This is a genomic window from Kitasatospora sp. UYEF31, from assembly GCF_057291755.1.
The window spans coordinates 1-25,453 of record NZ_JBXAWK010000002.1; the positions used below are offsets into that span (position 1 = coordinate 1).

The 25,453-nt window shown below is 71.0% G+C and carries 26 protein-coding genes; 12 read left to right on the forward strand and 14 right to left on the reverse strand.

Annotation, left to right across the window (positions count from 1 at the left end):
* Nucleotides 1-306: 306 nt before the first annotated feature.
* Nucleotides 307-2,037, forward strand: a complete 1,731-nt coding sequence (locus AC0Z36_RS01005) for an alpha/beta hydrolase (RefSeq protein WP_485460675.1) — start codon at nucleotides 307-309, stop codon at nucleotides 2,035-2,037.
* Between the two features lie 31 nt (nucleotides 2,038-2,068).
* Here the strand turns inward: AC0Z36_RS01005 and AC0Z36_RS01010 are convergent, their stop codons facing one another.
* Nucleotides 2,069-2,881, reverse strand: coding sequence for a peptidyl-tRNA hydrolase (locus AC0Z36_RS01010; RefSeq protein ID WP_485460676.1), 813 nt, complete (start codon nucleotides 2,879-2,881; stop codon nucleotides 2,069-2,071).
* Nucleotides 2,882-2,955: 74 nt separating this feature from the next.
* Between AC0Z36_RS01010 and AC0Z36_RS01015 the strand changes: the two genes are divergently transcribed.
* Complete coding sequence (locus AC0Z36_RS01015) at nucleotides 2,956-3,768, forward strand: SGNH/GDSL hydrolase family protein (protein WP_485460677.1); 813 nt, start codon at nucleotides 2,956-2,958, stop codon at nucleotides 3,766-3,768.
* A 236-nt stretch (nucleotides 3,769-4,004) separates the two neighbouring features.
* On the opposite strand, the gene mug is transcribed toward AC0Z36_RS01015, so the two are convergent.
* Genes mug through AC0Z36_RS01035 form a run of 4 tightly spaced genes read right to left on the reverse strand, consistent with a single transcriptional unit; the run spans nucleotide 4,005 to nucleotide 6,698 of the window.
* Nucleotides 4,005-4,544: a G/U mismatch-specific DNA glycosylase gene (mug, locus tag AC0Z36_RS01020; RefSeq protein ID WP_485460678.1), complete on the reverse strand. Its 540-nt coding sequence runs from the start codon at nucleotides 4,542-4,544 to the stop codon at nucleotides 4,005-4,007.
* A 23-nt stretch (nucleotides 4,545-4,567) separates the two neighbouring features.
* Entirely contained in the window at nucleotides 4,568-5,179 is a 612-nt protein-coding gene (locus AC0Z36_RS01025) for a hypothetical protein (RefSeq protein ID WP_485460679.1), read from the reverse strand.
* A gap of 10 nt (nucleotides 5,180-5,189) precedes the next feature.
* Nucleotides 5,190-6,299, reverse strand: a complete 1,110-nt coding sequence (dnaN, locus tag AC0Z36_RS01030; RefSeq protein WP_485460680.1) for a DNA polymerase III subunit beta — start codon at nucleotides 6,297-6,299, stop codon at nucleotides 5,190-5,192.
* Between the two features lie 24 nt (nucleotides 6,300-6,323).
* Nucleotides 6,324-6,698 carry a VOC family protein gene (locus tag AC0Z36_RS01035; RefSeq protein ID WP_485460681.1) on the reverse strand — a complete coding sequence of 125 codons (375 nt, stop codon included), beginning with the start codon at nucleotides 6,696-6,698 and terminating at the stop codon, nucleotides 6,324-6,326.
* A 286-nt stretch (nucleotides 6,699-6,984) separates the two neighbouring features.
* Here AC0Z36_RS01035 and AC0Z36_RS01040 point away from each other — a divergent pair, with 286 nt between their 5' ends.
* Nucleotides 6,985-7,947: a DMT family transporter gene (locus AC0Z36_RS01040; RefSeq protein WP_485460682.1), complete on the forward strand. Its 963-nt coding sequence runs from the start codon at nucleotides 6,985-6,987 to the stop codon at nucleotides 7,945-7,947.
* A gap of 93 nt (nucleotides 7,948-8,040) precedes the next feature.
* On the opposite strand, the gene AC0Z36_RS01045 is transcribed toward AC0Z36_RS01040, so the two are convergent.
* Nucleotides 8,041-8,871: a GNAT family N-acetyltransferase gene (locus AC0Z36_RS01045; protein WP_485460683.1), complete on the reverse strand. Its 831-nt coding sequence runs from the start codon at nucleotides 8,869-8,871 to the stop codon at nucleotides 8,041-8,043.
* Nucleotides 8,872-9,004: 133 nt separating this feature from the next.
* On the opposite strand from AC0Z36_RS01045, the gene AC0Z36_RS01050 reads away from it, so the two are divergent.
* From AC0Z36_RS01050 to AC0Z36_RS01060, 3 genes are all read left to right on the forward strand, one after another.
* Nucleotides 9,005-9,769 (forward strand): SDR family NAD(P)-dependent oxidoreductase, encoded by a 765-nt coding sequence (locus AC0Z36_RS01050; protein ID WP_485460684.1) that lies wholly within the window; start codon nucleotides 9,005-9,007, stop codon nucleotides 9,767-9,769.
* A 122-nt stretch (nucleotides 9,770-9,891) separates the two neighbouring features.
* Nucleotides 9,892-10,446 carry a GNAT family N-acetyltransferase gene (locus tag AC0Z36_RS01055; RefSeq protein WP_485460685.1) on the forward strand — a complete coding sequence of 185 codons (555 nt, stop codon included), beginning with the start codon at nucleotides 9,892-9,894 and terminating at the stop codon, nucleotides 10,444-10,446.
* 48 nt (nucleotides 10,447-10,494) lie between these two features.
* Nucleotides 10,495-10,638 (forward strand): hypothetical protein, encoded by a 144-nt coding sequence (locus AC0Z36_RS01060; RefSeq protein WP_485460686.1) that lies wholly within the window; start codon nucleotides 10,495-10,497, stop codon nucleotides 10,636-10,638.
* An 88-nt stretch (nucleotides 10,639-10,726) separates the two neighbouring features.
* On the opposite strand, the gene AC0Z36_RS01065 is transcribed toward AC0Z36_RS01060, so the two are convergent.
* Entirely contained in the window at nucleotides 10,727-11,137 is a 411-nt protein-coding gene (locus tag AC0Z36_RS01065) for a MarR family winged helix-turn-helix transcriptional regulator (protein ID WP_485460687.1), read from the reverse strand.
* 120 nt (nucleotides 11,138-11,257) lie between these two features.
* Between AC0Z36_RS01065 and AC0Z36_RS01070 the strand changes: the two genes are divergently transcribed.
* The gene (locus tag AC0Z36_RS01070) at nucleotides 11,258-11,686 is read left to right on the forward strand and encodes a RidA family protein (RefSeq protein WP_485460688.1); all 429 of its coding nucleotides are present in this window, start codon (nucleotides 11,258-11,260) and stop codon (nucleotides 11,684-11,686) included.
* Here the strand turns inward: AC0Z36_RS01070 and AC0Z36_RS01075 are convergent.
* Both AC0Z36_RS01075 and AC0Z36_RS01080 read right to left on the reverse strand, forming a co-directional pair.
* The gene (locus AC0Z36_RS01075; protein ID WP_485460689.1) at nucleotides 11,630-12,415 is read right to left on the reverse strand and encodes an MFS transporter; all 786 of its coding nucleotides are present in this window, start codon (nucleotides 12,413-12,415) and stop codon (nucleotides 11,630-11,632) included. The two genes, AC0Z36_RS01070 and AC0Z36_RS01075, sit on opposite strands and share 57 nt — an antisense overlap.
* Before the next feature lie 274 nt (nucleotides 12,416-12,689).
* A complete protein-coding gene (locus tag AC0Z36_RS01080) occupies nucleotides 12,690-13,211 on the reverse strand; it encodes a hypothetical protein (RefSeq protein ID WP_485460690.1) in 522 nt (173 codons plus the stop codon).
* A gap of 212 nt (nucleotides 13,212-13,423) precedes the next feature.
* Between AC0Z36_RS01080 and AC0Z36_RS01085 the strand changes: the two genes are divergently transcribed.
* Nucleotides 13,424-13,957 (forward strand): DinB family protein, encoded by a 534-nt coding sequence (locus AC0Z36_RS01085; protein ID WP_485460691.1) that lies wholly within the window; start codon nucleotides 13,424-13,426, stop codon nucleotides 13,955-13,957.
* A gap of 733 nt (nucleotides 13,958-14,690) precedes the next feature.
* Here the strand turns inward: AC0Z36_RS01085 and purB are convergent.
* Genes purB through AC0Z36_RS01100 form a run of 3 tightly spaced genes read right to left on the reverse strand, consistent with a single transcriptional unit; the run spans nucleotide 14,691 to nucleotide 17,355 of the window.
* Nucleotides 14,691-16,118 (reverse strand): adenylosuccinate lyase, encoded by a 1,428-nt coding sequence (purB, locus tag AC0Z36_RS01090; RefSeq protein ID WP_485460692.1) that lies wholly within the window; start codon nucleotides 16,116-16,118, stop codon nucleotides 14,691-14,693.
* Between the two features lie 50 nt (nucleotides 16,119-16,168).
* Complete coding sequence (locus AC0Z36_RS01095; protein WP_485460693.1) at nucleotides 16,169-16,960, reverse strand: VOC family protein; 792 nt, start codon at nucleotides 16,958-16,960, stop codon at nucleotides 16,169-16,171.
* On the reverse strand, nucleotides 16,957-17,355 hold the full coding sequence (locus AC0Z36_RS01100; RefSeq protein ID WP_485460694.1) for a hypothetical protein: 399 nt from the start codon (nucleotides 17,353-17,355) through the stop codon (nucleotides 16,957-16,959). Before AC0Z36_RS01100 ends, AC0Z36_RS01095 begins: the two co-directional genes overlap by 4 nt.
* A 91-nt stretch (nucleotides 17,356-17,446) precedes the next feature.
* On the opposite strand from AC0Z36_RS01100, the gene AC0Z36_RS01105 reads away from it, so the two are divergent.
* The gene (locus AC0Z36_RS01105) at nucleotides 17,447-17,779 is read left to right on the forward strand and encodes a YnfA family protein (RefSeq protein WP_485460695.1); all 333 of its coding nucleotides are present in this window, start codon (nucleotides 17,447-17,449) and stop codon (nucleotides 17,777-17,779) included.
* 353 nt (nucleotides 17,780-18,132) lie between these two features.
* Nucleotides 18,133-19,155, forward strand: coding sequence for a YihY/virulence factor BrkB family protein (locus tag AC0Z36_RS01110; protein WP_485460696.1), 1,023 nt, complete (start codon nucleotides 18,133-18,135; stop codon nucleotides 19,153-19,155).
* A 15-nt stretch (nucleotides 19,156-19,170) separates the two neighbouring features.
* On the opposite strand, the gene AC0Z36_RS01115 is transcribed toward AC0Z36_RS01110, so the two are convergent.
* Nucleotides 19,171-20,109: an EamA family transporter gene (locus tag AC0Z36_RS01115; RefSeq protein ID WP_485460697.1), complete on the reverse strand. Its 939-nt coding sequence runs from the start codon at nucleotides 20,107-20,109 to the stop codon at nucleotides 19,171-19,173.
* Between the two features lie 82 nt (nucleotides 20,110-20,191).
* Nucleotides 20,192-22,147, reverse strand: a complete 1,956-nt coding sequence (locus AC0Z36_RS01120; protein WP_485460698.1) for a hypothetical protein — start codon at nucleotides 22,145-22,147, stop codon at nucleotides 20,192-20,194.
* 309 nt (nucleotides 22,148-22,456) lie between these two features.
* Here AC0Z36_RS01120 and AC0Z36_RS01125 point away from each other — a divergent pair, with 309 nt between their 5' ends.
* Together AC0Z36_RS01125 and AC0Z36_RS01130 are read left to right on the forward strand one after the other, a co-directional pair.
* The gene (locus AC0Z36_RS01125) at nucleotides 22,457-23,656 is read left to right on the forward strand and encodes a serine hydrolase domain-containing protein (protein ID WP_485460699.1); all 1,200 of its coding nucleotides are present in this window, start codon (nucleotides 22,457-22,459) and stop codon (nucleotides 23,654-23,656) included.
* 31 nt (nucleotides 23,657-23,687) lie between these two features.
* Nucleotides 23,688-25,418, forward strand: a complete 1,731-nt coding sequence (locus tag AC0Z36_RS01130) for an acyl-CoA synthetase (protein ID WP_485460700.1) — start codon at nucleotides 23,688-23,690, stop codon at nucleotides 25,416-25,418.
* The last annotated feature ends 35 nt before the right edge of the window (nucleotides 25,419-25,453 follow it).

Here is a 25,453-nt window from a genome sequence, read left to right on the forward strand (position 1 = left end):
TGGGGGGGCGCGGATGAAGGGAAACGGGAGTGCATGCGCGCGGGGTGCCACGCGGCGGCCCGCGCGGGCCCCCCCCCCCCCCCCCCCACCCCCCGCCCCCCCCCCCCCCCCGGGGGGGGGCGGGGGGGGCGGGGGGGGGGGGGGGCGCGGGGGGGCCCCCCCCCCCCCCCCCCACCGGTCTTTCCGGTTTCCGCGTACGGGTGAACCGGCCGGTCGGCCGGGCTCACGCTGTGTCAGAACCGGGACCACCCCGCAGTTCACCGCCAAGGTCACCGAAAAGTCATGACAAATCAGTAGATTTTGTCTATGGAGCAGACCGCGATCGAACCGACGGACGACCCGGCACCCCCGACGGCGGTCACCGCGCCGGTCCAGGACCGCAGGCGGCTGATCCGCCGGTGCCCCGGCTTCGGCGGCACGCTCGGCGCGGTACTCACGTTCACCCTGTCGCTCACCCCGTCCCTCCTCCCCCGCGTCTGGTGGCTGCAAGGGGTGGTCAGCGGGATCTCCGCCGTCATCGGCTACGGCGTCGGCGCGCTGCTCGGCTGGGCCGGGTACGCCGTGCTCAAGCGCCGCTTCCACCCCTCGCCCCGGGCCCGCCGGCTGTCCTGGACGGTGCTGGCCACCGGCTCCGTGCTGCTGACCTCGTACTTCCAGTGGCGCAGCCGCGGCTGGCAGCGCGATCTGCGCCTGCTGCTGGGTATGGAGCCCAACGTGTCCGTGGCCCCGCTGCGGATCACCGCCGTCGCGGTCGGGACGTTCCTGGTCCTGCTCTCCGTCGCCCGCGCCTTCCGGCTGGTCACCCGTACGGTCGACGGTTTCCTGAGCCGCTTCATCCCGCGGCCCATCGCCTTCACGGTCGGTCTGGCCGTGGTGGTGTTCGCGACCGTCGGGTTCGTGCAGGGCTTCCTGGCCAACGCGTTCGTCACAGTCGCGAACTCGACCGCTTCGCTGGCCGACCAGGGCACGCCGAAGGGAATCCGTCCGCCGGAGTCGCCGTTGCGGTCCGGCGGCCCGGCGTCGCTGATCCCGTGGGACAGCCTCGGCTTCCAGGGCCGCGCGTTCACCGGCGGCGGGACCACCGTGGAGAGCCTGACGGGCTTCGCGGGACGGCCAGCCGTGCAGCCGGTCCGGGTGTACGCCGGGCTCGAATCGGCGCCCGACACTTCGGCACGCGCAGACCTCGCCGTCCGTGAACTCGAACGCACCGGCGCCTTCGAACGCCCCGTGATCGCCGTCATGGGAACCACCGGCACCGGGTGGATCGACCGGGACATGGCCGACTCCCTCGAATACCTGTACGGCGGGAACACCGCGATGGTCGCCCTCCAGTACTCCTACCTGCCCAGCTGGATCTCGTTCCTGACAGACCGTGACAAGGCCGCCGAGGCGGGCCGGGAGCTGATCGCGGCAGTCCGCGCGCGGATCGGCGGACTCCCGGCCGGCCACCGCCCCAAACTCCTCGTCGCCGGCGAGAGCCTCGGGTCGTTCGGCACCGAATCAGCGTTCCGGGACGTCATCGCGCTGGAGGAGGAGACCGACGGCGCGCTCCTGATGGGCCCGCCCAACGTCAACCCGCTGTGGCAGCAGGTGGTCCACAGTCGCGATCCGGGCAGCCCCATGTGGCACCCGGTCTATGGACAGGGCCGCCGGGTCCGGTTCGCGCAGGACCCCGGCCAGTTGGCCGAGCCGGGGCCTGACTGGCAGTTCCCGCGGGTGGTCTACCTGCAGAACGCGACCGACCCGATCGTGTGGTGGAACTGGCAGCTGCTGTACGAGGAGCCTGACTGGCTGAACGGTGTGCGCAGCCCGTACGTCTCCAGGGACATGGACTGGTATCCCCTGATCACCTTCTGGCAGGTGGTCGTCGACCTGCCGTTCGCCCTGGACGCGCCGGTCGGCCAGGGCCACCGCTACGGCTCCCACGCGGCGGTCGGCTGGGCGGCCGTGGCCGGTCCGCCCGGCTGGACCGCGGCGGACACCGCCCGGTTGAAGACCCTGCTCGACAACCGCAAGGGCGGGGCCACCGCGGTGTGACTCAGCCGCGGGTGACCCAGCCGCGGGTGACTCAGCCGCGGCGCAGCGCGGGCAGATCCGCGACGACCGTGCAGGAGCCCGGCGCGATCTCGGTGAACCCCGCGTCGTGTACGACCGGCAGGTCCAGTCCGGCGACTTCCGCCCAGGTCTCCTTCGAAGCCGTGCGTACGGTCAACCCGAAGCCGTCCGCCGCCCACGCGGCGCGCTGGCGGTCGTCGAGGTTCCACCAGGCGAGCTGCGCGGCGTGCCCGACCTGCGCCATGGCCTTGCCCGCGGTCATGTCCAGATCCGGGTTGAGCCACAGGACGGGTTTCGTACGGTCCGCGTCCGCGGGGTCCGCCGGGTCGTCCAGGTCCGTCCCGGACACCTGGAGCTTGGCCAGTTCCTTGGGCCAGCCGTCCAGGGGGACCGGCGGGAAGACCCGTACCTCGGCCGTCCCGTGCCGCACGGTGAGCCCGTCGAGCGCGGCGGCCTTGCGCCACTCCCCGCCCCGGGCCCGGCGGACGACCTTGCGGATCTGCGTGTCACTCCACGCCTCTACCCGCCCGGCCCACTCCCCCTCGGTGGAACGCTCATCACTCAAGAACAGGAGAACACCCCGGGCCGCCGCTTCCAGCGCGTCGGTGCGGTGCGGCGGGTCGTCCTTCTCCAGGTGGAGGACCAGCGGCAGGACGTACTTCACCGGCTCGGCGGGAAGTTCACCGCCCGGACTGGTCCCACTCGGCTCGTCGGCGCTCAGTTCGTTCCCGCCGGGGTCATTCCCACTCGGCTCGTCGGCGCTCAGTTCGTTCCCACTCAGTTCGTTCCCACTCGGGTCGTTCTCGCTCGGGTCGTTCTCGCTCATGGGGATCAAGCTTGCCAGCCGTGGCGCGGACCCGCGTACCGGCTCTCCTCCTCCCGTTTGGAATCATGGCCGCCATGCGCACGACTACCGGCCCGGTCAGCACGTTCGTCGCCGTCGGCGACTCCTTCACCGAGGGGATGTCCGACGGACTGCCCGACGGTTCCTACCGCGGGTGGGCGGACCTGCTCGCGACCCGGCTGGCCGCGCGGGCCGCCGCCGACGCCGCCCCGGCTGTAGGCCACGCTCCCTTCCGCTACGCGAACCTCGCCGTCCGCGGCAAGCTCATCCGCCAGATCACCGAGGACCAGGTCCCCCTCGCCGCCGGCCTGGGCGCCGATCTGGTGACGCTCGCCGGCGGCCTCAACGACGTCCTGCGCCCGCGCTGCGATGTGGACGCGGTGTGCGGACTCCTGGAGGAGTCCGCGGCGAAACTGGCCGCGAACAGCGGTCGTCTGGTGGTCTTCCGCTCCACGGACCCGACCCGCCGGATGTCGTCGAGTGCCCGGTTGATGCCGAGGATCAATCAGCTCATCGCTTGCGTCGACGGGCTGGGGTCCCGTTACGACGCGGTGGTGGTGGACCTGTTCACCGCCCGGGTGTTCGACGACCCCCGGGTGTGGGCCGAGGACCGCCTGCACCTGAACTCCGAGGGCCACCGCCGGGTGTTCGAGGCGACGTGCGAGGCACTGGGCCTGCCGTACGACACCGACTGGCGGGACCGCATCCCCGCGACCCGCCCCGCGCCGTGGGCCGACCGCCGCCGCGCCGACGTCCGCTGGGCCGGTACGCACTTGGGCCCGTGGCTGGGCCGCCGCATCACCGGCCGCTCCTCAGGCGACGGCCGCGACGCGAAGATCGGTGAACTGTCGGACTGGCCGCGCGCCTGACGGTTCCGAGTACGCGCGCTGCCCCAAGGCGTTCGTGCGCTCGAAGCTGTGGAGCCCGGACTCCTGGCTTTCCGTCGCCGCCTGGCCTGACCGGGCTGGGCTGATCCGGGCTGATCCGGGCTGATCCGGTACCAACTGAACAGACGGGAGAGTTCTGGTGGTCATCCGAGCGGAATGACCACCAGAACTCTCCCGTCTGTTCAGTTGGTAGCGCGGCGGCCCCCGGAGGACAGTCCTCAGCGCACCACCGCCCGCAACTGCGCGAACGCCTCCCCCAGCGCCTCCTGCGTCCAGTGCGCGTTCAGGCCGCTCGGGTTCGGGAGCACCCAGATCTCCGTGTCCCCGATCATCCGGGACTGCCGGCCGACCGTCGCCTTGGGCTCGGCGAAGGCGGTGCGGTACGCGCCGATCCCCACGACGGCGAGCCACCCGGGCCGCCGGGCGGCCACCTTCGACCGCAGGATCTCCCCGCCCGCCACGTACTCGGCCTTGGACAGTTCGCCGGCCTTGGCCGTGGTGCGGGCGACGACGTTGGTGATGCCCAGTCCGTACGTCAGCAGTTCCCGCTGCTCCTCGGGCTTGAGCAGCCCCGGCGTGAAGCCGGAGAGGAACAGCGCCGGCCAGAACCGGTTTCCGGGGTGGGCGAAGTGCCGGCCGGTCGCGCCGGACAGAAGGCCCGGATTGATGCCGCAGAACAGCACCTTCAGACCGGGCCCGATCACGTCGGGGATCGTGGTGTCCCGCGCGGCGGCGAGTTGTTCGGCGGTGGGACGCATGGGAACGAGTGTCCCGGGCCCGGTCAGCCGACCCGGGTCAGACCGAACTCAGTCGCGGCCTCCGACACGTCCCGGTAGGCGATGGTCAGCGGCCCCTGGTCGAGGTTGAGCGCGGCGACGACCATGTCGTGCCGCTCCTCCGGCTCGAGGTCTTCCTCGCGCAGCGCCCAGGTGAGGCGCTCCGCGTCGGCCTCGCCCGCGGCGAAGAAGAGGAAGGGACCGGCCTCGGCTCCCGTCGGGCCCGCCGCGGGCGCTTCGCCGAGCGGGTAGGTGGCGCCGCCGAAGTTCACCGTGAGGCCGTCCCCGTCGTCCACGACTTCAAGCAGGGCCTGCTGATCGCTGACGTAATCGTGGGTCGCCTTGCCGCGCCGGTAGACCCGCAGGCCGACCCACCCCCGGACCCGGTGGGTCAGCACGTTGAACCCCCGTCGCGCGCTGAGCGACTTCGCCACGGCGTCGAGGTCGTGTTCCGCCGCGGGGATGACGGCCGTACGGTCCGCCCCCACGGAAGCCACCGCGGCCGACACGCCGTCCGTCCGGAGCGCCTGGGTGACCGCTGTCACGCCCGCGGTGACCAGAAGGCCCGCATAGTCGGCTCCGGCTGCTTCATGTTCCTCAAACTCGCTGGTGTTCACGACCCCATTGTCACGTCCGTACGCGCATCGGCATGATCAGGTAGCTGAACGCCCCTGCGGACTCGTCGTCGTTGACGCCCGTGAGGACCGCCTTCCCGGCCGCGGTGGTGAGCGAGAGCCGGACCGTCGGGGTGCCGATCGCCGCCAGGCCGTCGAGCAGGTAGCCGGGGTTGAATCCCGTACGGACTTCCTCGCCGTCGAGGTGCGCCGTGACGCGGGCGGTCGCGAGGTCGTCGTCGCCGGAGCCGGCTTCGACGGTCACCAGGCCGCCGGTGACGGTGAGCCGCACCGGGGCGCTGCGCTCGGCGACCACCGCGACGCGCTTGACCGCGGCGGTGAACGCTTCGGTCTCCAGCGTCACGAAGGACGTGAACTCGGTGGGGAACAGCGTGCGCGGGTCCGGCAGGCGACTGTTGAGCAGCCGGCAGGTCGTCCGGCGGCCGTCGCTCTCGAAGCCGACCACGCCGTCGCCCAGTGCGATCCGGACCGGCGAAGCGCCGGCCAGCGGCTTGGCCACGTCGAGCAGCGTCCGAGCGGGGACGACGGCGGTCGCCGCGAAGTCCGGGTCGTCGGGGGCCCAGCCGCAGGTGCGCAGCGCCAGCCGGTAGCGGTCGGTGGCGTCCAGGGTGAGGACGTCCGCGTCGACGGTCAGCCGTACGCCGGTCAGTTCGGGAAGGGTCACGTCGCGTCCGGCGGCGACGGCCACCTGGGCCACGGCTTCGGCGAACAGCCCGGACGGGACAACCCCGCGCACCGGCGGGAGTTCGGGCAGTTGGGGGTAGTCAGCGACCGGCAGGGTGTTGAGGGTGAAGCTGGTGTCACCCGCCTCCACCCGCACCCGGTTGCCCTCGGTCGTCACGTCGACGTAGCCGGCGGGCAGGAGTTTGGTGGTGTCGGTGAGCCGCCGCCCGGGGAGCAGGACCCGCCCCGGCCCGTCGACGTCGGCCTTCAGTTCGACGCGGCTGCTGACCTCGTAGTCGAAGCCGGACAGCACGACTTTGCCCGCCGACGCCTCGACGAGGATGCCCGCGAGCACCGGCACGGCGGGCCTGGCGGGCAGGCTGCGCCCGATCCAGGCCACCGCATCGGCCAGTTCCGTACGCTCGATCTGGAATTTCATGTGTGGCCCCTCCCCTGTCACGGCCTATGCAGGGGAGTGTGGCGGACCGCACTGACAACGTCGTGTTCCGTGCGGACCGGCGTAAGCGCTCCGTCGGGACGGCCCCCGCCCCGGAACCCCGCCACGGGGCGGACCGGCCGTACCCACGACGTTACGGACGCGGGCGTCCGCGGCGGTGAGCGTCGCGGGGGCGGGGCCGCCGGGCGTCGTGTCGAAGTCGGCGGCACTGAGAACAGCAAAAGCGGTCCGCTCGCCCTTGGGGCCGACCTCCAGCCAGCGTTTGCCGGGTGACATCTCCGCATCCGTACGGACTTCGAAACCAAGCTCCTCCACGTAGAAGACCCGGGAACGCTCCGGGTCGGCGACGTACAGCGGGACGGTGTTCAGGTGGGTGATCATCGAGTGCTCCGCATAATGTGATGGTTTGCGCCGAAAGTACCGCCAGGGCGGGTCTGTCGCAGCTCGAAATTCAGCCCGCCGGCTGAGCCGGTCGGCTAGCGTTCCCGGCATGTCACCGCAACAGCACCGCATCATCACCCCGCCGGTCCGCGCCTGACGGGCGCGTGACACCGGCACTTCCCGCCTGAGCTGACACCACCGGCACAGGTCGCTTCTGCCTGCACACGACGCTGCGCGCCCGTTCCGAATCCACTCCCCCTGTTGATTCGCAACGGAAGGCCACGACGTGTCCACGTCTGCCGTCACTGCTGTCCGCGCGCTGTTCTCCGCACTCCGACGAGCGTCGGCGTTCCCCCTGAGGCGAACCACCCGGGTTGTCCGCTCGGGGTCCGGGAGTTGTCCCCCGGGCAAATACAGGACGCGCGGCCCGCTGCCCATCCTCATCGCCGCGCTCCTGTGGGGAACCACCGGAACGGCCGCTTCCTTCGCCCCGGCCGACGCCTCCCCACCGGCGGTCGGCGCCGTCGGACTGTTCCTGGGCGGCCTGTTGCTGTCCGGCACCGCACCCGGTTCTGTTCGATTCGTCCGTACGGTCGACAAGTGCGAAAAGGGACTGCTCCTGCTCGGCGCAGCCGCGGTGGCCGCCTATCCGGTGACGTTCTACCCTGCGGTGGCCCGGACGGGCGTCTCCGTCGCGACGGTCGTCGCGCTGGGGAGCGCCCCGGTCTTCGCGGCACTGTTCTCCCGTACGGCCGTCAATGCGCGGACCGGCACGGCCCTGGTCGCAGCCGTCGCCGGGTGCTCGGTGATCGTCTTCGGCGGGGGCGGCACGTCGGCCGACCCGCTGGGTGTCGTGCTCGCGCTGGTCGCGGGGTTCGCGTACGCCGTCTACGCCTGTGTCGGCGGGCGGCTGATCCAGCGCGGCCGGGAGCCGCGCGTGGTGATGGGGGTGCTGTTCGGGGGCTGCGCCGTGCTGGTACTGCCGGTGCTGCTTGTTGTCGACATGTCCTGGGTGGTTTCCTGGAATGGTGCAGCATTGGCCTGTTACTTGGCGGTGTTCACGAGTTTCGTCGCGTACACCCTCTACGGCTTCGGGCTGCGGCACACGCCCGCGGCAGTGGCGACCGTACTGACGATCGCGGAACCCGCGGCGGCGGCGGTCCTGGGCGCGGTCGTGCTCGGTGAGCAACTGTCCGCCGTCTCCTGGTGCGGGGTCGCGCTGCTGGGGCTGGCTGTTCTCTCGGCGTGACGCGCCCGGGGTGTCCGTATGCGCGTCCGCGCGAACGTCTGTACGCACGTCCGCGCGCACGTCTGGGCGCAGTACGGACACCCCGGAACAGCCTCAAACCTCCGAAGGTTCCGGGGCTTCCGGCACTTCGGCGATCACCGCGGTGAACATCCGGCGGAAGCCGACTTTTTCATACATGCGCGCGACGTCCTCGTCACCGGCGGAGAGGAACACCAGTCCGACGCCGGACATCACCGCGTCGGCGACCAGGGCGCCGGTCACCGCGGCGGCCAGACCGCGCCGACGGGCGGTCGGCAGGGTGCCGACACCGACGATCTCGGTGACCCCCCCGGCCGGGTTGTGGCTTCCGACGCAGACAGGCCCGGCCGGGTCGTACGCGGCGTACGTGACGGTGTTCCCGCTGCGCAGCCGCTCGTTGACGTAGGCCAGGAACACCGGCGGGAGGTTGAGCGCAGCACTGTCACGCAGCGTGACGCCCCCGGTCCCGACGGCGGTGCCGGGCGCGGCGAAGGCCACCGCCGGGACGCTTCGCACCAGGGCGAGGTCGGCCGCGTCCGGGGAGATCCTCCGTACGTCCGCGTCTCCGAGCACGTCCGTGTAGGAGTCGCGGTCGAGGACCATCAGCGGGTGGGTGTGGACGGTCAGTCCGGCCGCCGCGGCGGTCTCCTGGAGTCCGGGTGTGACCTCGTCCACCCATTCGAAGGCTTCGGGGACGCCCAGTTCGCGCTGACGGGCCCGTACTTCCGCGATGTCCCCGCCCGTCACGGGCCCTCCGTGCCCGAGCGTGGGCCGGGCGTAGTACGGCCAGCCGTCGCCGCTCTGGACGAACAGGGTCAGCGGGCCGAAGTCCTCAGCCCGGGTGACGCTGCGCGGGACGGTGTCGTAATAGGTCTCGATCTGCCGCAGAAGCCGGTCAACGGTCATCGGCCCATCCAACCAGAAGGCACGCGTGTATGGATATCCCAGTCGCCGTATCCTCCTTGCGCTCCCTGCCTTACGGTAAGCACCTGACGGTACGTCAGCCGATGTCCCGCGAGTATCCCAGGAGTAGCAGAGCATGAGCGTTTCCGCTGACCAGCAGGCCCTCCGCACCGTTCTGATCACCGGCGGCGGCTCCGGTATCGGCAGGGCGATGTCCCTCGCGTTCGCCGCACAGGGCGACCGCGTCGTCGTCGCCGACCTGAGCGCGGAGACCGCCGCGAAGACCGCCGCGGAGGTCACCGCCGCAGGCGGGACCGCAGTCTCCGTGGCCGTGGACGTGGCCGACGAGGCGTCGGTGGGCGCGATGGTGGCGAGCACGATATCCGCGTACGGAAGTCTCGACGTCCTGTGCAACAACGCGGGTGTGCTCGACTCGATGGGCCTCCTGGAGGACATCGAACTCAGCGAGTGGCAGCGCGTCGTCGGGGTCAACCTGACGGGCGTGTTCCTGGTCGCGAAGGCGGCGCTGCCGCACATCCTGGAAGCCAAGGGCTCGATCATCAACACCGCGTCGGCGGCGGGCATCCGCGGCGGCTGCGGCGGCCCGTCGTACACCGCGTCGAAACACGGCGTCGTGGGCCTGACCCGCAACATCGCGTACTCGTACCGCGCACAGGGCATCCGCTGCAACGCCATCTGCCCCGGTGGCGTCAACACCAACATCATCAACGGGCCGATGAGCGAGAAGGGCTTCGAGGCGCTCTCGGGCGTGCTCATGAACGCCGGCGTGATGTCCGAGCCGGAGCAGATGGCGTCGGTCGCGGTGTTCCTGGCCTCGCCGGGCGCGTCCTACGTCAACGGGGCGATCATGCCGGTGGACGGCGGCTGGTTCGCGGGCTGAGCCCTGGCCGGGGGACCGGGTCCCCCGGGCGGGTCCGGCGACCGGGGCCGGCGACTTGCCCCTACGGCCCGCTCCCCGGCCCCTGTCTCGCTCCCCGGTCCCGCGCCAGGCAGGATCGGGGCATGACGACAGCCGAATACCCCAAGCCGGACTCCCTGCTGTTGACCGGTCACGGTGTCCGGCTGCGCGAGTGGACCGAGGCCGACCTGCCGGTCATGATCGAACTGTTCGACGAGCCCGAAGTCGACCGCTGGACACCGCTGGAGTCGCCGTTCGGCGAGGCCGCGGCGCGGGAGTACCTGGAGAAGGCCAGGAGCACCCGGGTGGCCGGGCAGCGCATCCAGCTCGCGATCACCCGCGACGGCGGGCGGCCGCTCGGCGAGGTGCTGGTGTTCCGCTCCGGGAAGGTCGGCCAGGACACCGAGATCGGGTACACGGTCGGTGCGGCGTTCCGGCGACAGGGCCTCGCCAGTGCGGCGACGCGGGTGGTGACGGAGTACGCCCTGAGGGAACTGGCCCCCGAGCGGGTGATCCTGCGGATCGCTCCGGACAACGCGGCGAGCATCGCGACGGCCGAAGCCGCCGGGTTCCGGCGCACGGCCGACGGACTGCTCAGGATCATGACGAAGGAGCACTGGGTGGACCTGGAGCCCTGGGAGTACGTCCGGGAGAGCTGAGACACGGAGCCGGTGGGCGGAGTCGACGGGCGGAGTCGACGGGCGGGGTTGGCGCGCAGGGTTGGCGCGCAGGGGCTGCCGCTGTGGTTGCGGCTGTCCGGGATCTTCGGGTCGGACATCAACTTCCAGGCGCACCGGGCGCACCGGGCGCACCGGGCGCACTGGGCGCACTGGGCGCACTGGGCGCACTGAGGAGTACGCCTTCGACGGCAGCGTGACCGTTGTGTGCGGCCGGTGCGGTTCCAGCCCACCGGGCACACCCGGCGGTCGCGCCCGCCCGTCAGCCCCGTAGCGCCGCGACCATGCTCCCCAGGCACGGATCGGCGCCCGCCTGGTCGAGGACCTCGTCCAGCGTCTGCGCGTACGCCGGCTCCGCCTCGGCGAACCGCTTGCGGCCCTCGTCCGTGATGACGGTGTAGACCCCGCGCCGGTCCTTGGGGCAGAGGTCGCGGCGGCCCAGGCCCTCCTTCTCCAGGCGCACGACCAGCCGGCTCACGGAACTCTGGTCGAGGCCGGTGTGGACGGCGAGGTCCTGCATGCGCAGTTCCCCGGACGGCGACGCGGCGAGCCAGCGCAGCGCGCGGAACTCGGACAGGCCCATGTTGTGGCGGCGCTGGAGGGTGCGCGCGAGTTCGCCCTCGACGCGGGCGTGGAGGGCCACGACCTTGTCCCACTGCTGCGTACCGGTCATCAGATCCCTCTCTCCGCCTGCCTCTTGACGGAATTCTACATGCAGGGGCAATATATGCATGCGCACACACTTCATGCATGCGCATACACTTTCGCTGTCGCGATCACCCGGGGAGCCGTCATGTCCAACGCCAGTCCGCAGCCCTCCGCACCCACTCAGCCCGCCGGGCTGGAACGCATCGCCACCACCCCCGACTGGTACGAGCCTTACAAGATCTCCCAGGCCGTCCGCGCCGCCGGACTGATCCACGTCTCCGGGCAGGCCGGGATCGACGAGACCGGCCGTACGGTCTCGTCCGACTTCGAAACCCAGGGGCGGCAGGTCTTCGCCAACCTCACCAAGGTCCTCGCCGCGGCCGGGGCGAGTCTCAAGGACGTGGTGAAGCTGACCATCCTCGTCACCGACATGGAGGCGAACCTCGACAAGATCATCAAGCTGCGTGGGGAGTTCCTGTCCGAGCCGTACCCCGCCGACACGCTGTTCGAAGTCCCGTCACTGGCCCAGCCGGACTGGCTGATCGAGATCGACGCCGTGGCGCTGGACCGCTGAACCCACGGCTGCCGGGCGCCGGACCGCTGAACCCACGGCTGCCGGGCGCCGGACCGCTGAACCCGCGCGCGACGGTGGGGATCTACGGGGGCGGGGAGCGGGGAAATGTGGACTACCCGGCGCTGGAGGGCGCATCGGTTCGCTGACGGTGGTCTGCGCCGGCCGGGTCGCGCGGTCCCGCCAGGCAGGCGCCAGCGCCGTAAGCATCAAACCGGCGGTCAGGACAAAGGCCGACGGATAGCCGGTGGACCGGGCGAGCACTCCGAAACCGAGGGCGCCGACGCCCATTCCGGCGTCGTAGGCGAAGTTCCACAGGGCGTTCACGGTGCTGTGCCCGGAACTGGAGACCCGTGAGTACATCAGTGTCAGAGTCGCGTTCTGGGTGATACCGAAGCCGATGCCGAACAGGGCCACACCGGCCACAACGGCGACCGGACTGTGCGTCAGCGCAGTGACCAGCATTCCGCCGGCCGAGATGAGCAGACCGGGCAGGACCAGGCCGCGATGTCCGTGCCGGTCGCCGTGCCGGCCGGTGAACCAGCGGGACACGGTCGACGCTCCGGGCATGACAAACAAGGCCACGGCGATGATCCCGGTCGACGCCGACGGGACGGCAAGAGGAAGGAAGGTGACGATGACCCCGGCCGCCAGCGCGATGGCACCGAAGACATCGAAGACGACTACGACGCGGAGTTCCGGTACGACCGGGAGCCGGTGGGCGCCCTCCAAGGACTCGCCGCCGCCCGAACCCCCTCCGTCGGGCTCTACGGAATGAGCGTCTACCGCTCCGTGCCCACAACCGCACCGGCACAACTGGTCCTGAGGTTCGGAAACGTCGGGGAGCGCGCCATCACAGCGGGCGTCACCGCGGTGGGCGACCTGCTTTCCTAACGATCGCGTACGGATTGTCCCAGCGTCGCCGGGAACAACTCCGGGACCGGCGGAGCCGCCCCCGGTGTCACGGAGGCGGCTCGCGCTCAGTGCGTCAACTCAACGCGTCAGTTCAGCACGGCCGCAGCGACCAGACGGGACCCCAGTCGGCCGTACCCGAGGAGTAGGCCGTCGACCCCCACAGCGTGTTGCCGCTCTGACCGTAGAACCAGGCGACGGTGCCCGTCGTCTGGTTGTTGATGTACGGCCCCGTGCCGTACCAGTTGCTCACGCTCCAGGTCTGGCACTTGTAGAAGTCGAAGTTGGTGCCGCGGACGGTCATGCACAGGTGTCCGTAGCCGCAGCTCAGACTGGCATTGGAGATCGCGCCGGCGGCCGTGGAGTAGCGCGGGTCGAACGTGACGGTGAGACCGTCGTACTTGACCTTCGTCGCGGAGACCTGGCGCCCGCCCGCGTTCCCGGCCAGGACGGTGTCGACCCGCTGCTGGAGGTTCGACGCCTGGGCATCGGTGAGTCCGGCCGCGCGGGACTCCGCACGGAAGTCGAACTGCGGCGCCGCGGACGCCGCAGCCGTTGAGCCGGCGAACAGAGCGATCACCGCGAACAGCAGCGCGGCAAGTTTCGTGATCTTCATTTGTCCCCTCAGATAGGACGCATGGTGCCAACGACTCATCCTGGATCGTGAAACTCCGGGTCTGATAGGCGCATTCCTGCCACATGCCAAACAGCTGTCACAGGCTCACCACACCCCTACCGGGGATCACCCGGCCGACAGGCCTTCGCCGCCGCAGCCCGCGAAGAACCCTGCTTCCCCGGGATCAGCACCGCCAGAGCTACCGTCAGCAGATGAACACGCACGCGGAGCACTCCCCCGCCCTCCTCGAAGGCCCCGGAGTCGAAGTATCCGACCCCCACGAACTCCTCCTCGGCTACCTCGACTGGTACCGCGAAGCGCTCCTGCGAAAGATCGACGGGCTGTCAGACACCCGGCTCTGCCAACCGTTTGAGCCACTGGGCTGGTCACCCCTGGGCCTGGTCCAGCACCTCGGCTGGGCCGAACGCCGTTGGATGCGCTGGGGGTTCGCCGCCGAAGATGTCATCGCCTACCCGGAAGGCGGCGACACGGCGGAGTGGAGCATCCCCGCCTTGCTGACCACGGAAAGCGTCATGACGGCTTATAACGCCGAGGTGCACCAGTCGCGCATGCTGGCCGCCGGCGCGGCACTGGATCAACGGGCCGCAATCGGCGGCCGGTTCAAGATGCCCGAAGAGGCTCCCACCCTGGGGCGGATCCTCTTCCACCTGTTCCAGGAGTACGCACGGCACGTCGGGCAGCTCGATGTCGTACGGGAACTGATCGACGGTGAGACCGGCGAATAGGAGCTCGCGATCGTAAGGATTTCCGCGCTGGGCACTCGGGACACGTAGGAATTAAGGCGCAGGATCCGAACTCGTACCGGTCATACCTGGAGGATCCGGCAACGCCGCGAGGGGCGGTGCCAGGCGGCGCGGCCCCAGGAGCCCGGACAAGCCGCTCCGGCGTCATCCGGCGAACCCGGACAGGCTGAACCAGCAAGGAAGTTCGAAGGTCCACTCACCCCCGTTGCCACCGTCCTCGCCCGCATCGCCGCACACGACCCGCGTCTGGTCTTCTCTCCGGAGGACACCGCCTGGCTGACGCCGTTCATCGCGGCCTGTCTGGACAGCAACGCGACTGACATCGACGCCACGGTGTCGCTGCTGACGCGCGGCCTCCCCCGCAAGAAGATCACGGCGGGCCTGCTGCGCTGGCGTCTGGAGAACGCCGACCAGGTGCCGGGTGCCAGGACCGGGCCCGTGCAGAAGGCCAGGACACGCGGGGTGAACCGTACGACGTCTTCTCAAGACCCCATGTCACTGGACCCGGTGTCACTGGACCCCGCGTCACTGGACCCCGCGTCACTGGCCGACGTCGTCGGGTCGCTCGTGGAGTGCGGCGACTGCGGGAAGCCTTCGCAGATGCCGTCGCCGGACTGGTTGTGCCGGCGTGAAACAGCCGCGTCGATCATGTACAAAATTCCCCTTACCGATCTCCGAAGGGGCTTTTTGTACATGATCGACGCAGCGGCGATTCCTAGAGGATCGCGCCCGGGCGGTACGCCGCCGCCTCCGGGTGCTGCTTGGCCAGCGCGTCGACCCACGCGACGATGCTGTGCACCTGACCGGCGGCCGCACCCGTGAAGGAGAGCTTGTCGGCGAGCAGCGCGTCGAGGTCGGTGCGCGACAGCGGCAGCCGCTCGTCGGCGGCCAGGCGGTCGAGCAGCTCGTTGCGCTCGCTGCCCTCGCGCATCGCCAGCGCGGAGCCCACCGCGTGCTCCTTGATGATCCCGTACGCGGTCTCCCGGCCGACTCCGGCGCGGATCGCGGCCATCAGGACCTTGGTCGTACCGAGGAACGGCAGGTAGCGGTCGAGTTCCCGGGCGATCACAGCCGGGAACGCGCCGAACTCGTCGAGGACGGTCAGGAAGGTCTCGACCAGCCCGTCGAAGGCGAAGAACGCGTCGGGGAGCGCCACACGGCGGACCACCGAGCAGGACACGTCACCCTCGTTCCACTGGTCCCCGGCCAGCTCGCCGACCATCGAGGCGTAGCCGCGCAGGATGACGGTGAAGCCGTTGACCCGCTCGCACGAACGCGTGTTCATCTTGTGCGGCATGGCCGAGGAGCCGACCTGGCCGGCCTTGAAGCCCTCGGTGACCAGTTCGATCCCGGCCATCAGGCGGATCGTCTTGGCCAGCGACGACGGCGCGGCGGCGAGCTGGACGAGCGTGGTGACCACGTCGTAGTCGAGCGAGCGCGGGTAGACCTGGCCGACGGAGGTGAAGGCCTCCGCGAAGCCCAGGTGGGTGGCGACGCGCTGTTCGAGGTCTTCGAGCTTGGCCTCGTCGCCGCCGAGCAGGTCGAGCATGTCCTGCGAGGTGCCCACCGGGCCCTTGATGCCGCGCAGCGGGTAGCGGTCGAGCAGGTTTTCGAGGCGGGCGTGCGCGGCGAGCAGCTCGTCGGCGGCCGTCGCGAAGCGCTTGCCGAGGGTGGTGGCCTGGGCTGCGACGTTGTGCGAGCGGCCGGTCATGACCAGTTCGGCGTTGGCGGCGGCCAGCTCGGCGAGCTTGACCAGGACGGCGATCGTACGGTCGCGGGCCAGTTCGAGCGACTGCCGGATCTGCAGCTGCTCGACGTTCTCCGTCAGGTCGCGGGACGTCATGCCCTTGTGGACCTGCTCGTGCCCGGCCAGCGCGTTGAACTCCTCGATGCGGGCCTTGACGTCGTGCCGGGTGACGCGCTCCCGCCCGGCGATGGACGCCAAGTCGACCTGGTCGATCACGCGTTCGTAGTCGGCGATCGCAGTTTCGGGGACCTCCATGCCGAGGTCCTTCTGCGCCTTGAGCACGGCCAGCCAGAGCTGCCGTTCGAGGACCACCTTGTGTTCGGGGGACCACAAGGTGGCCAGCTCAGCGGAGGCGTAGCGGTTCGCCAGGACGTTCGGGATGCGGGGCTTCGTCACGCTTGGTGAGTCTAACGGGGTCCCGATCGGTGCGCCCCGGCGGTGGGTGCTCAGGCCCCGGACGGCCGCAGCGCCTTCAGGATCGAGAAGTGCGCGCCCGTCGCGTCGGCCAGCAGCGCGAAGCGGCCCGCGCCGGGGTGGTCGGTGGGCGGCACCAGGACGCCGCCGCCCAGGCCGGTCGCCAGCGCGGCGGTCCGGTCGACGTCCTCGACGTCGAAGTAGGGCATCCAGTGCGGCGGGATCCCGTCGGGCCACTGTTCGTTCATCTGGACCATGCCGCCGAAGCCGCCGCCGTCCGCGGCGAGGGTCCAGGTCGTGTACGTGCTGCCCGGCATCGGCCGGGTCTCCCCGCCCCAGCCGAAGACCGTGCCGTAGAAGTCCTTCGAGCCGGCGACTTCGCGGGTCGCCAGCTCCAGCCAGTTGACCGAGCCCGGCTCGTCGATCAGTTCGAGGCCTTCGAAGGTGCCGGGCTGCCACAGGCCGAACCAGGCGCCGTACGGGTCCGTGCAGATCGCCTGGGTGCCCTGGTCGCGCACCCGAACGGGCGGCTGGAGCACCGTGCCGCCGGCCGCGGCGACCGCGTCACAGGCGGCCTGGGCGTCGTCGGTCCTGAGGTACATCGTCCAGTGCGGCATGGGCTCGTCGGGCATCGACGGCCCGTAGCCCGCGACGGCGCTGCCGCGCAGGGTGTACAGGCCGTACCCGCCGGTGTCCCCGGCGGTCCGCGCCGGGGCGGCCTCCCAGCCGAACAGGGCTCCGTAGAAGGTGTGCGCCTTGTCCAGGTCGGGGCTGCTGACGTCGACCCACAGGGGTGCGCCGTTGTCGTACCGGGTCATCTTCATCGGTGGGCTCCTCTCCCGCGGACGGTCCGCCGGTTCAGACCAGCATGGACCGGGCCGCCGACATCCGAGGGCCGCAGGACGATCCGGCACGCGGTCCGGACACCGGTCCGTGCGGGAGCCGCTGTTGTCCCCCCGGCATCCGGGGTGTCGGGCGGGGAATCCGTGGAGGTGACCTGAAGCGCGACCCTGTTCGGCGCGATCTGCGGAGCCAGTGGGTCGTACAGCCTGCGTAGGACCGCCGCGTGCTTAACCCGCGGCGTCGGCGACATCACGGTCGTTCCCCCGATGATCTCGACCCGCATACCGTCGGGCACATCAAGCTGCTCGACCAGTGCGCGCAGCGGCATACCCTCGTCCGGGGCATCGGTGCGTTCCATCAGCGTCACGGCAGTCATCACCTCCTTTAACGACAATGCTGCGGACACGGCAGCGGCTTGCCCCCATACGGAAGGACTTCCTTACCGGCCCGCGCCGTACCGTATGTCCATGATCGTCTTTCGTTCCACGGCCCTGTTCCTGCTCGCCGCCGTAGCGGAGATCGGTGGCGCCTGGCTGATCTGGCAGTCCGTGCGGGAGAACAAGCCGTGGTGGCTGGCCGGGCTCGGCGTGGTCGCGCTCGGAGCGTACGGATTTGTGGCGACGATGCAGCCGGACGCGAACTTCGGGCGCATCCTCGCCGCGTACGGCGGGGTGTTCGTCGCGGGGTCGCTGCTGTGGGCGATGGCGTTCGACGGGTTCCGGCCCGACCGGTGGGACGCGGTCGGCGCGGGGGTCTGCCTGCTCGGCGTCGCGTTGATCATGTACGCCCCGCGGCAGTAGGAGACAGTCGCCCCGCGACAGTAGGAGACAGTCGCCCCGCGACAGTGGAAGTCCGCCGCCCCGCATCGGTCCCCGGATCCCGGACGGCCGCCCGGAGGCGGTAGGAATGCGACCCCGCGCCCCGGGTAGACGCTGCCCCGTCCCAGCACGGGATCAGGCAGGGGAGAGTCACCATGCGGCATCCGGCGGACCGTCGTCCGAAAGAATCTCGTCCGAAAGAATCTCGTCCGAAGGAATCCCGGACGGGGGAAGCCCGGTCGAAGGAAATTCGGACGAAGGAAATTCGGACGAAGGAAAAAGAAGCAGCGGCGGAGTCCCCTGCCGACCTGCCGCGGGCCTCGTGGTGGGGCGCGGTGTGGCGGACCTTCGGGGAGTACCGCCGGGACGACCTGTCGATCTGGGCGGCGGCGCTCACCTACCAGGCCATACTTTCGATCTTCCCCGCGCTTCTTGTGGTCGTGTCGCTTGTCGGACTGGCCGGTTCGTCGGCGACCGAGGCGCTGGTGAAGAACACCAAGGAGCTGACTCCCCAGGAGACGCACGACCTCCTCATCGGGGCGATCGAGAGCCTGGAGAAGAACCGGAGCGCGGCCGGGCCGATGGCCCTGCTCGGGCTGGGGCTGGCGCTGTGGTCGGCGTCCGGCTACATCGCCTCGTTCATGCGGGCGTCGAACGCCATCTACGACGTGCCGGAAGGCCGCCCGGTGTGGAAGACGGTGCCGATCCGGATCGTGGTCACCCTGGTCACGCTGGTCCTGATGTCGGCGAGCGCGATCGCGGTGGTGTTCACCGGCGCGCTGGCCAGGCAGGTCGGCGGTGTCCTGGGCTTCGGCGAGGCGGCGGTGGCTGCGTGGGACTACGCGAAGTGGCCAGTCCTGCTGGTGGTCATCAACGGCCTGTTCGCACTGTTGTACTGGGCCTCCCCCAACGCGAAGCAGGGCTTCAAGTGGATCACCCCCGGCGGGGTGGTCGCCGTGTTCCTGTGGGTCGCGATGTCCCTGGGGTTCGCGTTCTACGTGGCGCACTACGGGTCGTACAACAAGACGTACGGAACGCTGACCGGTGTGATCATCTTCCTGGTGTGGCTGCACCTGTCGAACATCGCGCTGCTGCTCGGCGCGGAGTTCAACGCCGAGCTGGAACGCAGCCGGGCGATCGCCGCGGGGCACCCCGCGCACGAGGAGCCGTACATGGAGATGCGCGACCGTCCAAAGCCCAAGGGCGCGTGGAAGAAGCGGCTGATCCCGTGGCAGCGGTCCGGGGAGGCCCCGGAGAAGCCCCGCAGGAATCCCTCGGAGAACGCTCTGAAAGGCTCCCGGAACAGCACCCGGAAGACCAGTTCGGCGAAGGCCGCGGAAAAGGCCCGGCGGCCCTGACCCCCGACGCCGGGATCACCCGTCCTTCGGCGCTCCGGCCAGCGTCACGCCACCGCTGGCCAGGACGACAAGCAGGATCCCGGCCACCTGGATCCAGGCCAGGGACTGACCCAGGATCACAAACCCGGCCGCCGCGGCGACCGCTGGTTCCAGGGAGGCGAGCAGGCCGAACGCGGACGGCGGCAGGTGCTTGATCGCGAGCATTTCGAAGGTGTACGGCATGACCGACGACAGGACCGCGACGCCCGCGCCCAGGAGCAGGATGTCCGGCGCGAACAAGGCCGTTCCGGACTGGGCGAGGCCCCCGGGGGCGACCAGCACGGCGGCCACGGCCACCGCGAGCGCCAGTCCGTCGATGCCGGCGAAGCGCTTGCTGGTCTTGGACGCCAGGACGATGTACGCAGCCCAGCAGGACCCCGCGGTCAGGATGAACACGATGCCCACGGGGTCCAGGCCGCCGAACCCCCCGCCCTCCCCCAGGCCGAGCAGGGCGACGCCACCGCCGGCCAGGGCCACCCAGAGCAGGTCGCGCAGCCTGCGGGACAGCACCAGCGCCAGGCCGAGCGGGCCGAGGAACTCCAGGGTCACCGCGGGGCCCAGCGGGAGGCGGGCGAGGCCCTCGTAGAAGGTGTAGTTCATCCCGGCGAAGGCCACGCCGAGGCCGAGCACCACCACCCAGTCCTCGCGGCTGCGGCCCCGCACACTCGGCCTGGTCCAGGCCATCAGCACGATCGCGGCGATCGACAGGCGCAGCGTGACACCGCCGGCCGCGCCGGTGTGCGGCAGGAGTTTGGTGGCGAACGCCGCGCCGAGCTGTACGGACAGCGCCGAGGCCACAACCAGGAGCACGGCCCGGTTGTGCTGGCTCGGCCCGCGCCGGCCGGCGGCCTTCTCCAACTGGGGAAGGACTGCGGTCGAGGGTGCGAGGTCCGGCGTCCCGGTCGGCGGTGTCATCCCTCGAAGGTACGAGACGCCGCAAGCCGTTTGGCACGGCGGGGGCGGGCGGCCGACCGGCCCGTTGGCGGAGGGTGCGGGGTCAGCCGCCCAGCGCGGTGATCGTACGGCCGTCCTTGAGCTCGGCCGTCACCTTGACAGTCTTGTCCGCCGGGGGCCGGCCGCCGGGGAGCTTCACCGCGAGCATGCGGTTGTCTGCCTTGCCGGTGACCGCTCCGGCCGCATTGATCTTCGTGACATCGCGGCTGCCGGCCGCCAGGAGGTACCACGTTCCGGACTTGGCCTGCCAGTAGGTGGCCGCCAGCACGTCGTTGCCCGACCGGCTGCAGGTGAGGGTGTCAGCGACCCTGCTGGCCGTGCGGGCGTCGGTGGCGGGGGTCCAGAACTGGGCCGCGGTCTCGCCGCCGCCGGTGCGGTCGAAGGCGCGCACGCAGGTCCAGGTGCCTTCGCCGCCGGCTTCGGGGAGTGGGAAGTGCGCGTACTCCCAGTTGTTGACCAGGCGCAGGCCCTGGTCGTGCAGGGTGTCGAGGGCGCACGCGGACTTGGCCCAGGTGTTCAGGGCGCGGTCGCTGGACGCGGCTTCGGAGGGGCGCCCGGTGTGCGGGAACTCCGGCGGCGGCATGTAGGTGAGGTGTGCGGGTGTCAGGTCGCCGAGGTCGGCCAGGAGGTACGGGTGGGTGTCGGCGGCCTTGGGTGAGTGGAGTTCGAGGACGGGGACGGTGTCGCAGGCGGCTCCGGGCGGGCGCGGGGCGGCGACCGGGGCGGTGATCCCGTCGGTGACGGCCACCGGCCCGACCGGCCCCGACGGGCGGCGCAGGTCGCGGACGCCGATGTCGGTGACCCACGGTGCGGCGAGCAGTCTCGCCCCGCCGGGGCCGCGGGTGAGCACCACGATGGAGGTCTCGCGGCTGTCGGAGTCGTCGGCGCGGGCCACGTCGAGGGCGGAGCCGCCGGGGCCTTCGGTGTAGCGGGCGAGCCGGGTGGCGTCGCCGAGCAGGACGACGGCGCTGCCGTCCACGTCGCCCGCGTAGAGCACCCGGGTGCCGCCGCGCGGCGGGCCCGGGTCGGCTCCGGGTCCTATGGTCACCCGGACCGGGCCGCGGCTGTCGGCCCAGGCGCGCGCGGCGCGGGCGAGGAGGGCCTGGTCGCCGGTCCGGGGGCCGCGGGTGGGCCAGACCCCGAAGTCGAGCCGGGTGGTGTTCTGCCAGGCGCCGTCGGGCACGGAGGTCAGGGAGGCCGCGGAGGCCGACGCCCGTTCGGTGCCGGGTCCTGTCGGTGAGCCGTCCGCGGAGTTCCCGTCGCCGGTGACCAGCCAGACGGCCACGGCTATGGCCACGAGTGCGGCGACACCGGCGGCCAGGCCGCGGCGGCGGCGGCGGGTCAGCAGGTCGGTGGAGTGCGCGCGCAGGGTGCTCGGGTCGAAGCGCGGGTCGTCCCGGAGCAGGCCCGGGGCCGCGATGCCGCGCCGCTCGAAGTCGGCGGCCAGTGCGGTGGCGGAGTTCAGCGCCTCCGCGGCGTCCTCGACGCCGGCCCCCTGGAGGAACGCGCGCACGGTGGTGTTGTCGGCACCGTCGAGGGTGCGCAGCACGTAGGCGACGCGGGCGGGTGGCGAGAGCGCGCCGATCTCCTTCTCCACAGTGACGCCGGCGCCGTCCCCGGCGGCGGGGAACAGGCGCAGGCCCCACACCTGCGGCAGCAGGGGGCGGGGCCGCCACCAGCGGGCGTTGTCCGCGCTGTGGCCCAGGACCGCCCCGACGAGGCGGGCGCGGATGCGGTCGCCGGTGTCGAGGGGGTCCTCGATGCCGGTGCGGCGCGGCCAGCGGACCGGGGTGGGAACGGCGTTCTGGACCAGTGAGTGCGCGGTGAGCGCCCTGCGGTGCCGCTCCATCGCCACCGGGAGCATCAGGTAGGCGAGTCTGACCAGGTCGGGGTACTGCAGGGCGAGGACGTCCTCGGCGTGCCGGGTTCCGCCGCCCGTCCGTTGCCCGGGTACTCCGCCGGCCTGACCTGTGACGGTCGGTGTTGCTTGGCGCTCCACTGGGACGTCCCCTCCTCCGTGCGTAGGGCGCAGCCGGAGTGACACCCTGTGGGCCGGGGCCCTGCGTCGGTCCGGCCATGCGGCGGCCGCGGCCGCCCGGGACTGTGGCGGCGGCCTGTCACCGCTGTCGACACCCGGTCCAACGAGTGACCCGCCGCGGAGTCACCGCCGGAGCATCATCAGTTCATCTGTCCGGCGGGGGACGGTGCGCCGGGACTTGTCAGCTGTTCAGCTTTCGGCTCCGCCGCACTACGATCGCGGCCACTTCTCCACGCAGCAGCCGGACCGCCGAGCACCAGGAGCCTTGTGATGCCGAGTACGCGCAGACGAATCCTCGGAGCGGCCGCGGCCGCCGGCGCGGGTGCCGGGGCGGCCTGGTTGTGGAGGCACCAGGCGGAGCTGGCGTTGCGCCGGCCGGTCAACGAGTGGACCTTCACCCATATGAACTGGACACTGCCCACGTCGACCGTGGCGCGTGGCGGTTCCGTCCGTCCCCTGCCGGGACGGTCGCGGCCGCTTGAGGTCCCGTACGACTTCGGCGGGAAACCCAGGGAGCTGGCCGGGCTGCACGACCGGACGCACACGACCTCGTTCCTTGTCCTGCACCGCGGTGAGGTCGTCCACGAGGTGTACCCGGGGCGGTTCGCCGCGCCGGGGGTGCGGTTCCAGATGTTCTCGCTGACCAAGTCGGTGACGTCGATGCTGCTGGGCGTCGCGTTGGCGGAGGGCGCGGTCAAGGACGTCGGTGACCTGGTGACCGCCTACCTGCCCGACTTCGCCGGGACGGCCTACGACGGGCCGACGGTCGAGCAGTTGCTCGACATGAGCAGCGGCGCGGGCGACTTCGAGGACTACGCCGACCCGGACAGCAACGTCAACCGCTTCGAGCGGGCGATCACCGGCGGCGGGTCGGTGCACGACCTGGTCAAAAACGTCGAGCGTACGGGTGAGCCCGGGGCGGGGTTCAACTATTCGACGCTCGACAGTCAGGTTCTCGGCTGGGTGCTTGAGGCTGCGACGGGGATGCCGCTGGCGCAGTACGCCGCCGAAAAGCTCTGGAGCCGGATCGGCGCGGAGCACGACGCCTACTACTTCCTGACGCGCCGGAAGCCCCGGACCGCGATCGGCGGCGGATCGATGAACGCCACCACACGTGACCTCGCCCGGCTCGGTCTGCTCATGGCGCGCGGCGGCGAGCTCGACGGCGAACGGATCATCCCGGAGCAGTGGGTGGCCCGCAGCCGCGGCCGGGGGGTCCCCGGTCTCGAGGTCGGGGGGATGGGCGCCGACTGGCCGTCCTACTACGGCTACAGCAACCAGTGGTGGACGCTCGGCGGTCCGCGGCGGGCGTTCACCGGAATCGGGATCTACGGGCAGTACCTCTATGTGGACCCGGAGGCGGAGGTGGTGATCGTCAAGACCAGCGCCTGGCCCGTCGCCGACGACGAGGTGCGTGACCAGGAGTGCGTCACCGCCTTCCAGGCGATCGCTGACCATCTCTCCCGCTGACTTCCCCTCCGTACGTGTGAAAGGTGTTCCGTTGACGACCGCCCCAGCTCCGCACACGCTCGGCCCCCGCCCTGTCCAGTTGCTCCCTGAGGACGTCCCCGCGATCGAGGCGGTGCCGCTGTCCGAGCGCGGGCTGCCGTCGAGCACCTATGAACTGGTCACCCGCTCGGCCGTCCTGTTCGGCGACCGTCCCGCGTTGCGGATGCTGCGCGGCGGCTCCGCCCCGTGGACCGGGGAGGAGACCGTCTCGTACGGTGAACTCGCGGCGCAGGTGCACCAGGCGGCGAACCTGTTCACCCGTCTGGGGTTGTCGGAGCGCGGCACGGTGGCTCTGATGCTGCCGAACACGATCGCCTCGTACACCGCGCTGCTCGGCGCGGAGGCGGTCGGCGTCGCGAACCCGGTCAACCCGATGCTGGCCGCGGAGCACCTGGCCGACATCCTGAACCTGACGCGGGCCGAGATCCTGCTCGTCCCCGGCCCGGGACTGCGTCCCGGGCTGTGGGAGAAGGCCGTACGGCTTGCTCCCAGGCTGCCGCGGCTGCGGGCGCTGCTGACGGTCGGCGGCCCGCCCGGGGCCACTGACCTCAACGTGACCACGGGTGACTTCCACGTGCTCGCCGCCGCAGAACCCGCCGGCGCGCTGGTGTCCCCGTACCGCCCCGGCCCGGCTGACATCGCCGCGTACTTCCACACCGGCGGCACGACCGGCGCTCCGAAGGTCGCTCCGCACACCCACGCGAACGCGGTGTACATGGCCTGGGCGTGCGGTCTGACCGGCGCGTATCTGGAGGAGGGCGCGACTCCCCTGTCCGGGCTGCCGATGTTCCACGCGAACGCGGTGTACGTGACGGGCCTGAGCCCGTTCCTGCACGGCGGCACGGTGGTGTCGCTCGGTCCCGACGGCTACCGCGACAAGCTTCTGATGGCGGACTTCTGGCGGATCGTCAGCCACTACCGCGTGACTGCGTTCTCCGGTGTCCCGACGCTGTACGGGTCGCTCCCGCCGGTGCCGGAAGGCGTGGACATCTCGTCGTTGAAGGCGGGGGTCTGCGGTGCCGCGCCCTTGCCGAAATCCGTACAGGAAGGGTTCGAAGCGTCGTCGGGCAAGCCGATGCTGGAGGGCTACGGCCTGACGGAGGGCACATGTGCGACCTCGTCGATGCCCGCGTTCGCGCCGCGGCCCGGGAGTGTGGGTCTCCGGCTGGCGTACCAGCAGGTCAAGGCGATGACTGTCGACGCGTACGAGACGCCTTTGACGGAATGTGAGACCGGTGAGCCCGGGGTCATCGCGGTCAAGGGCCCGAATGTCTTCCCGGGTTATCTCACGGACACCCCCGACGGTCCCGTGCCCGACCCGGCGGGGAAGGTGTTCGACGGCTGGCTGGTCACCGGGGACCTCGGGAAGGTCGACGCGGACGGGTACGTGTACCTGACCGGCCGGGCGAAGGACCTGATCATCCGGGGCGGCCACAACATCGACCCGCGTCCGGTGGAGGAGTCGCTGCTGCTGCACCCGGACGTGACCGGCGCGGCGGTGGTCGGCCGTCCTGACGTGCATTCAGGTGAGGTGCCGGTGGCTTTCGTGACGGTACGTCAGCCTGTGGCTCCCGAGGCCCTGACGGCCTGGGCCGCAGCGCACGCCGTCGAACCGGCGGCGATCCCGAAGGACGTCTATGTGATCGACGCGCTGCCGGTGACGGACATCGGCAAGGTGTTCAAGCCCGCGCTGGTCGAGGACGCCGTACGCCGGGACTCCTGAGAACGGGCGGGTGCCGGCGGGCGGATTCCGCCCGC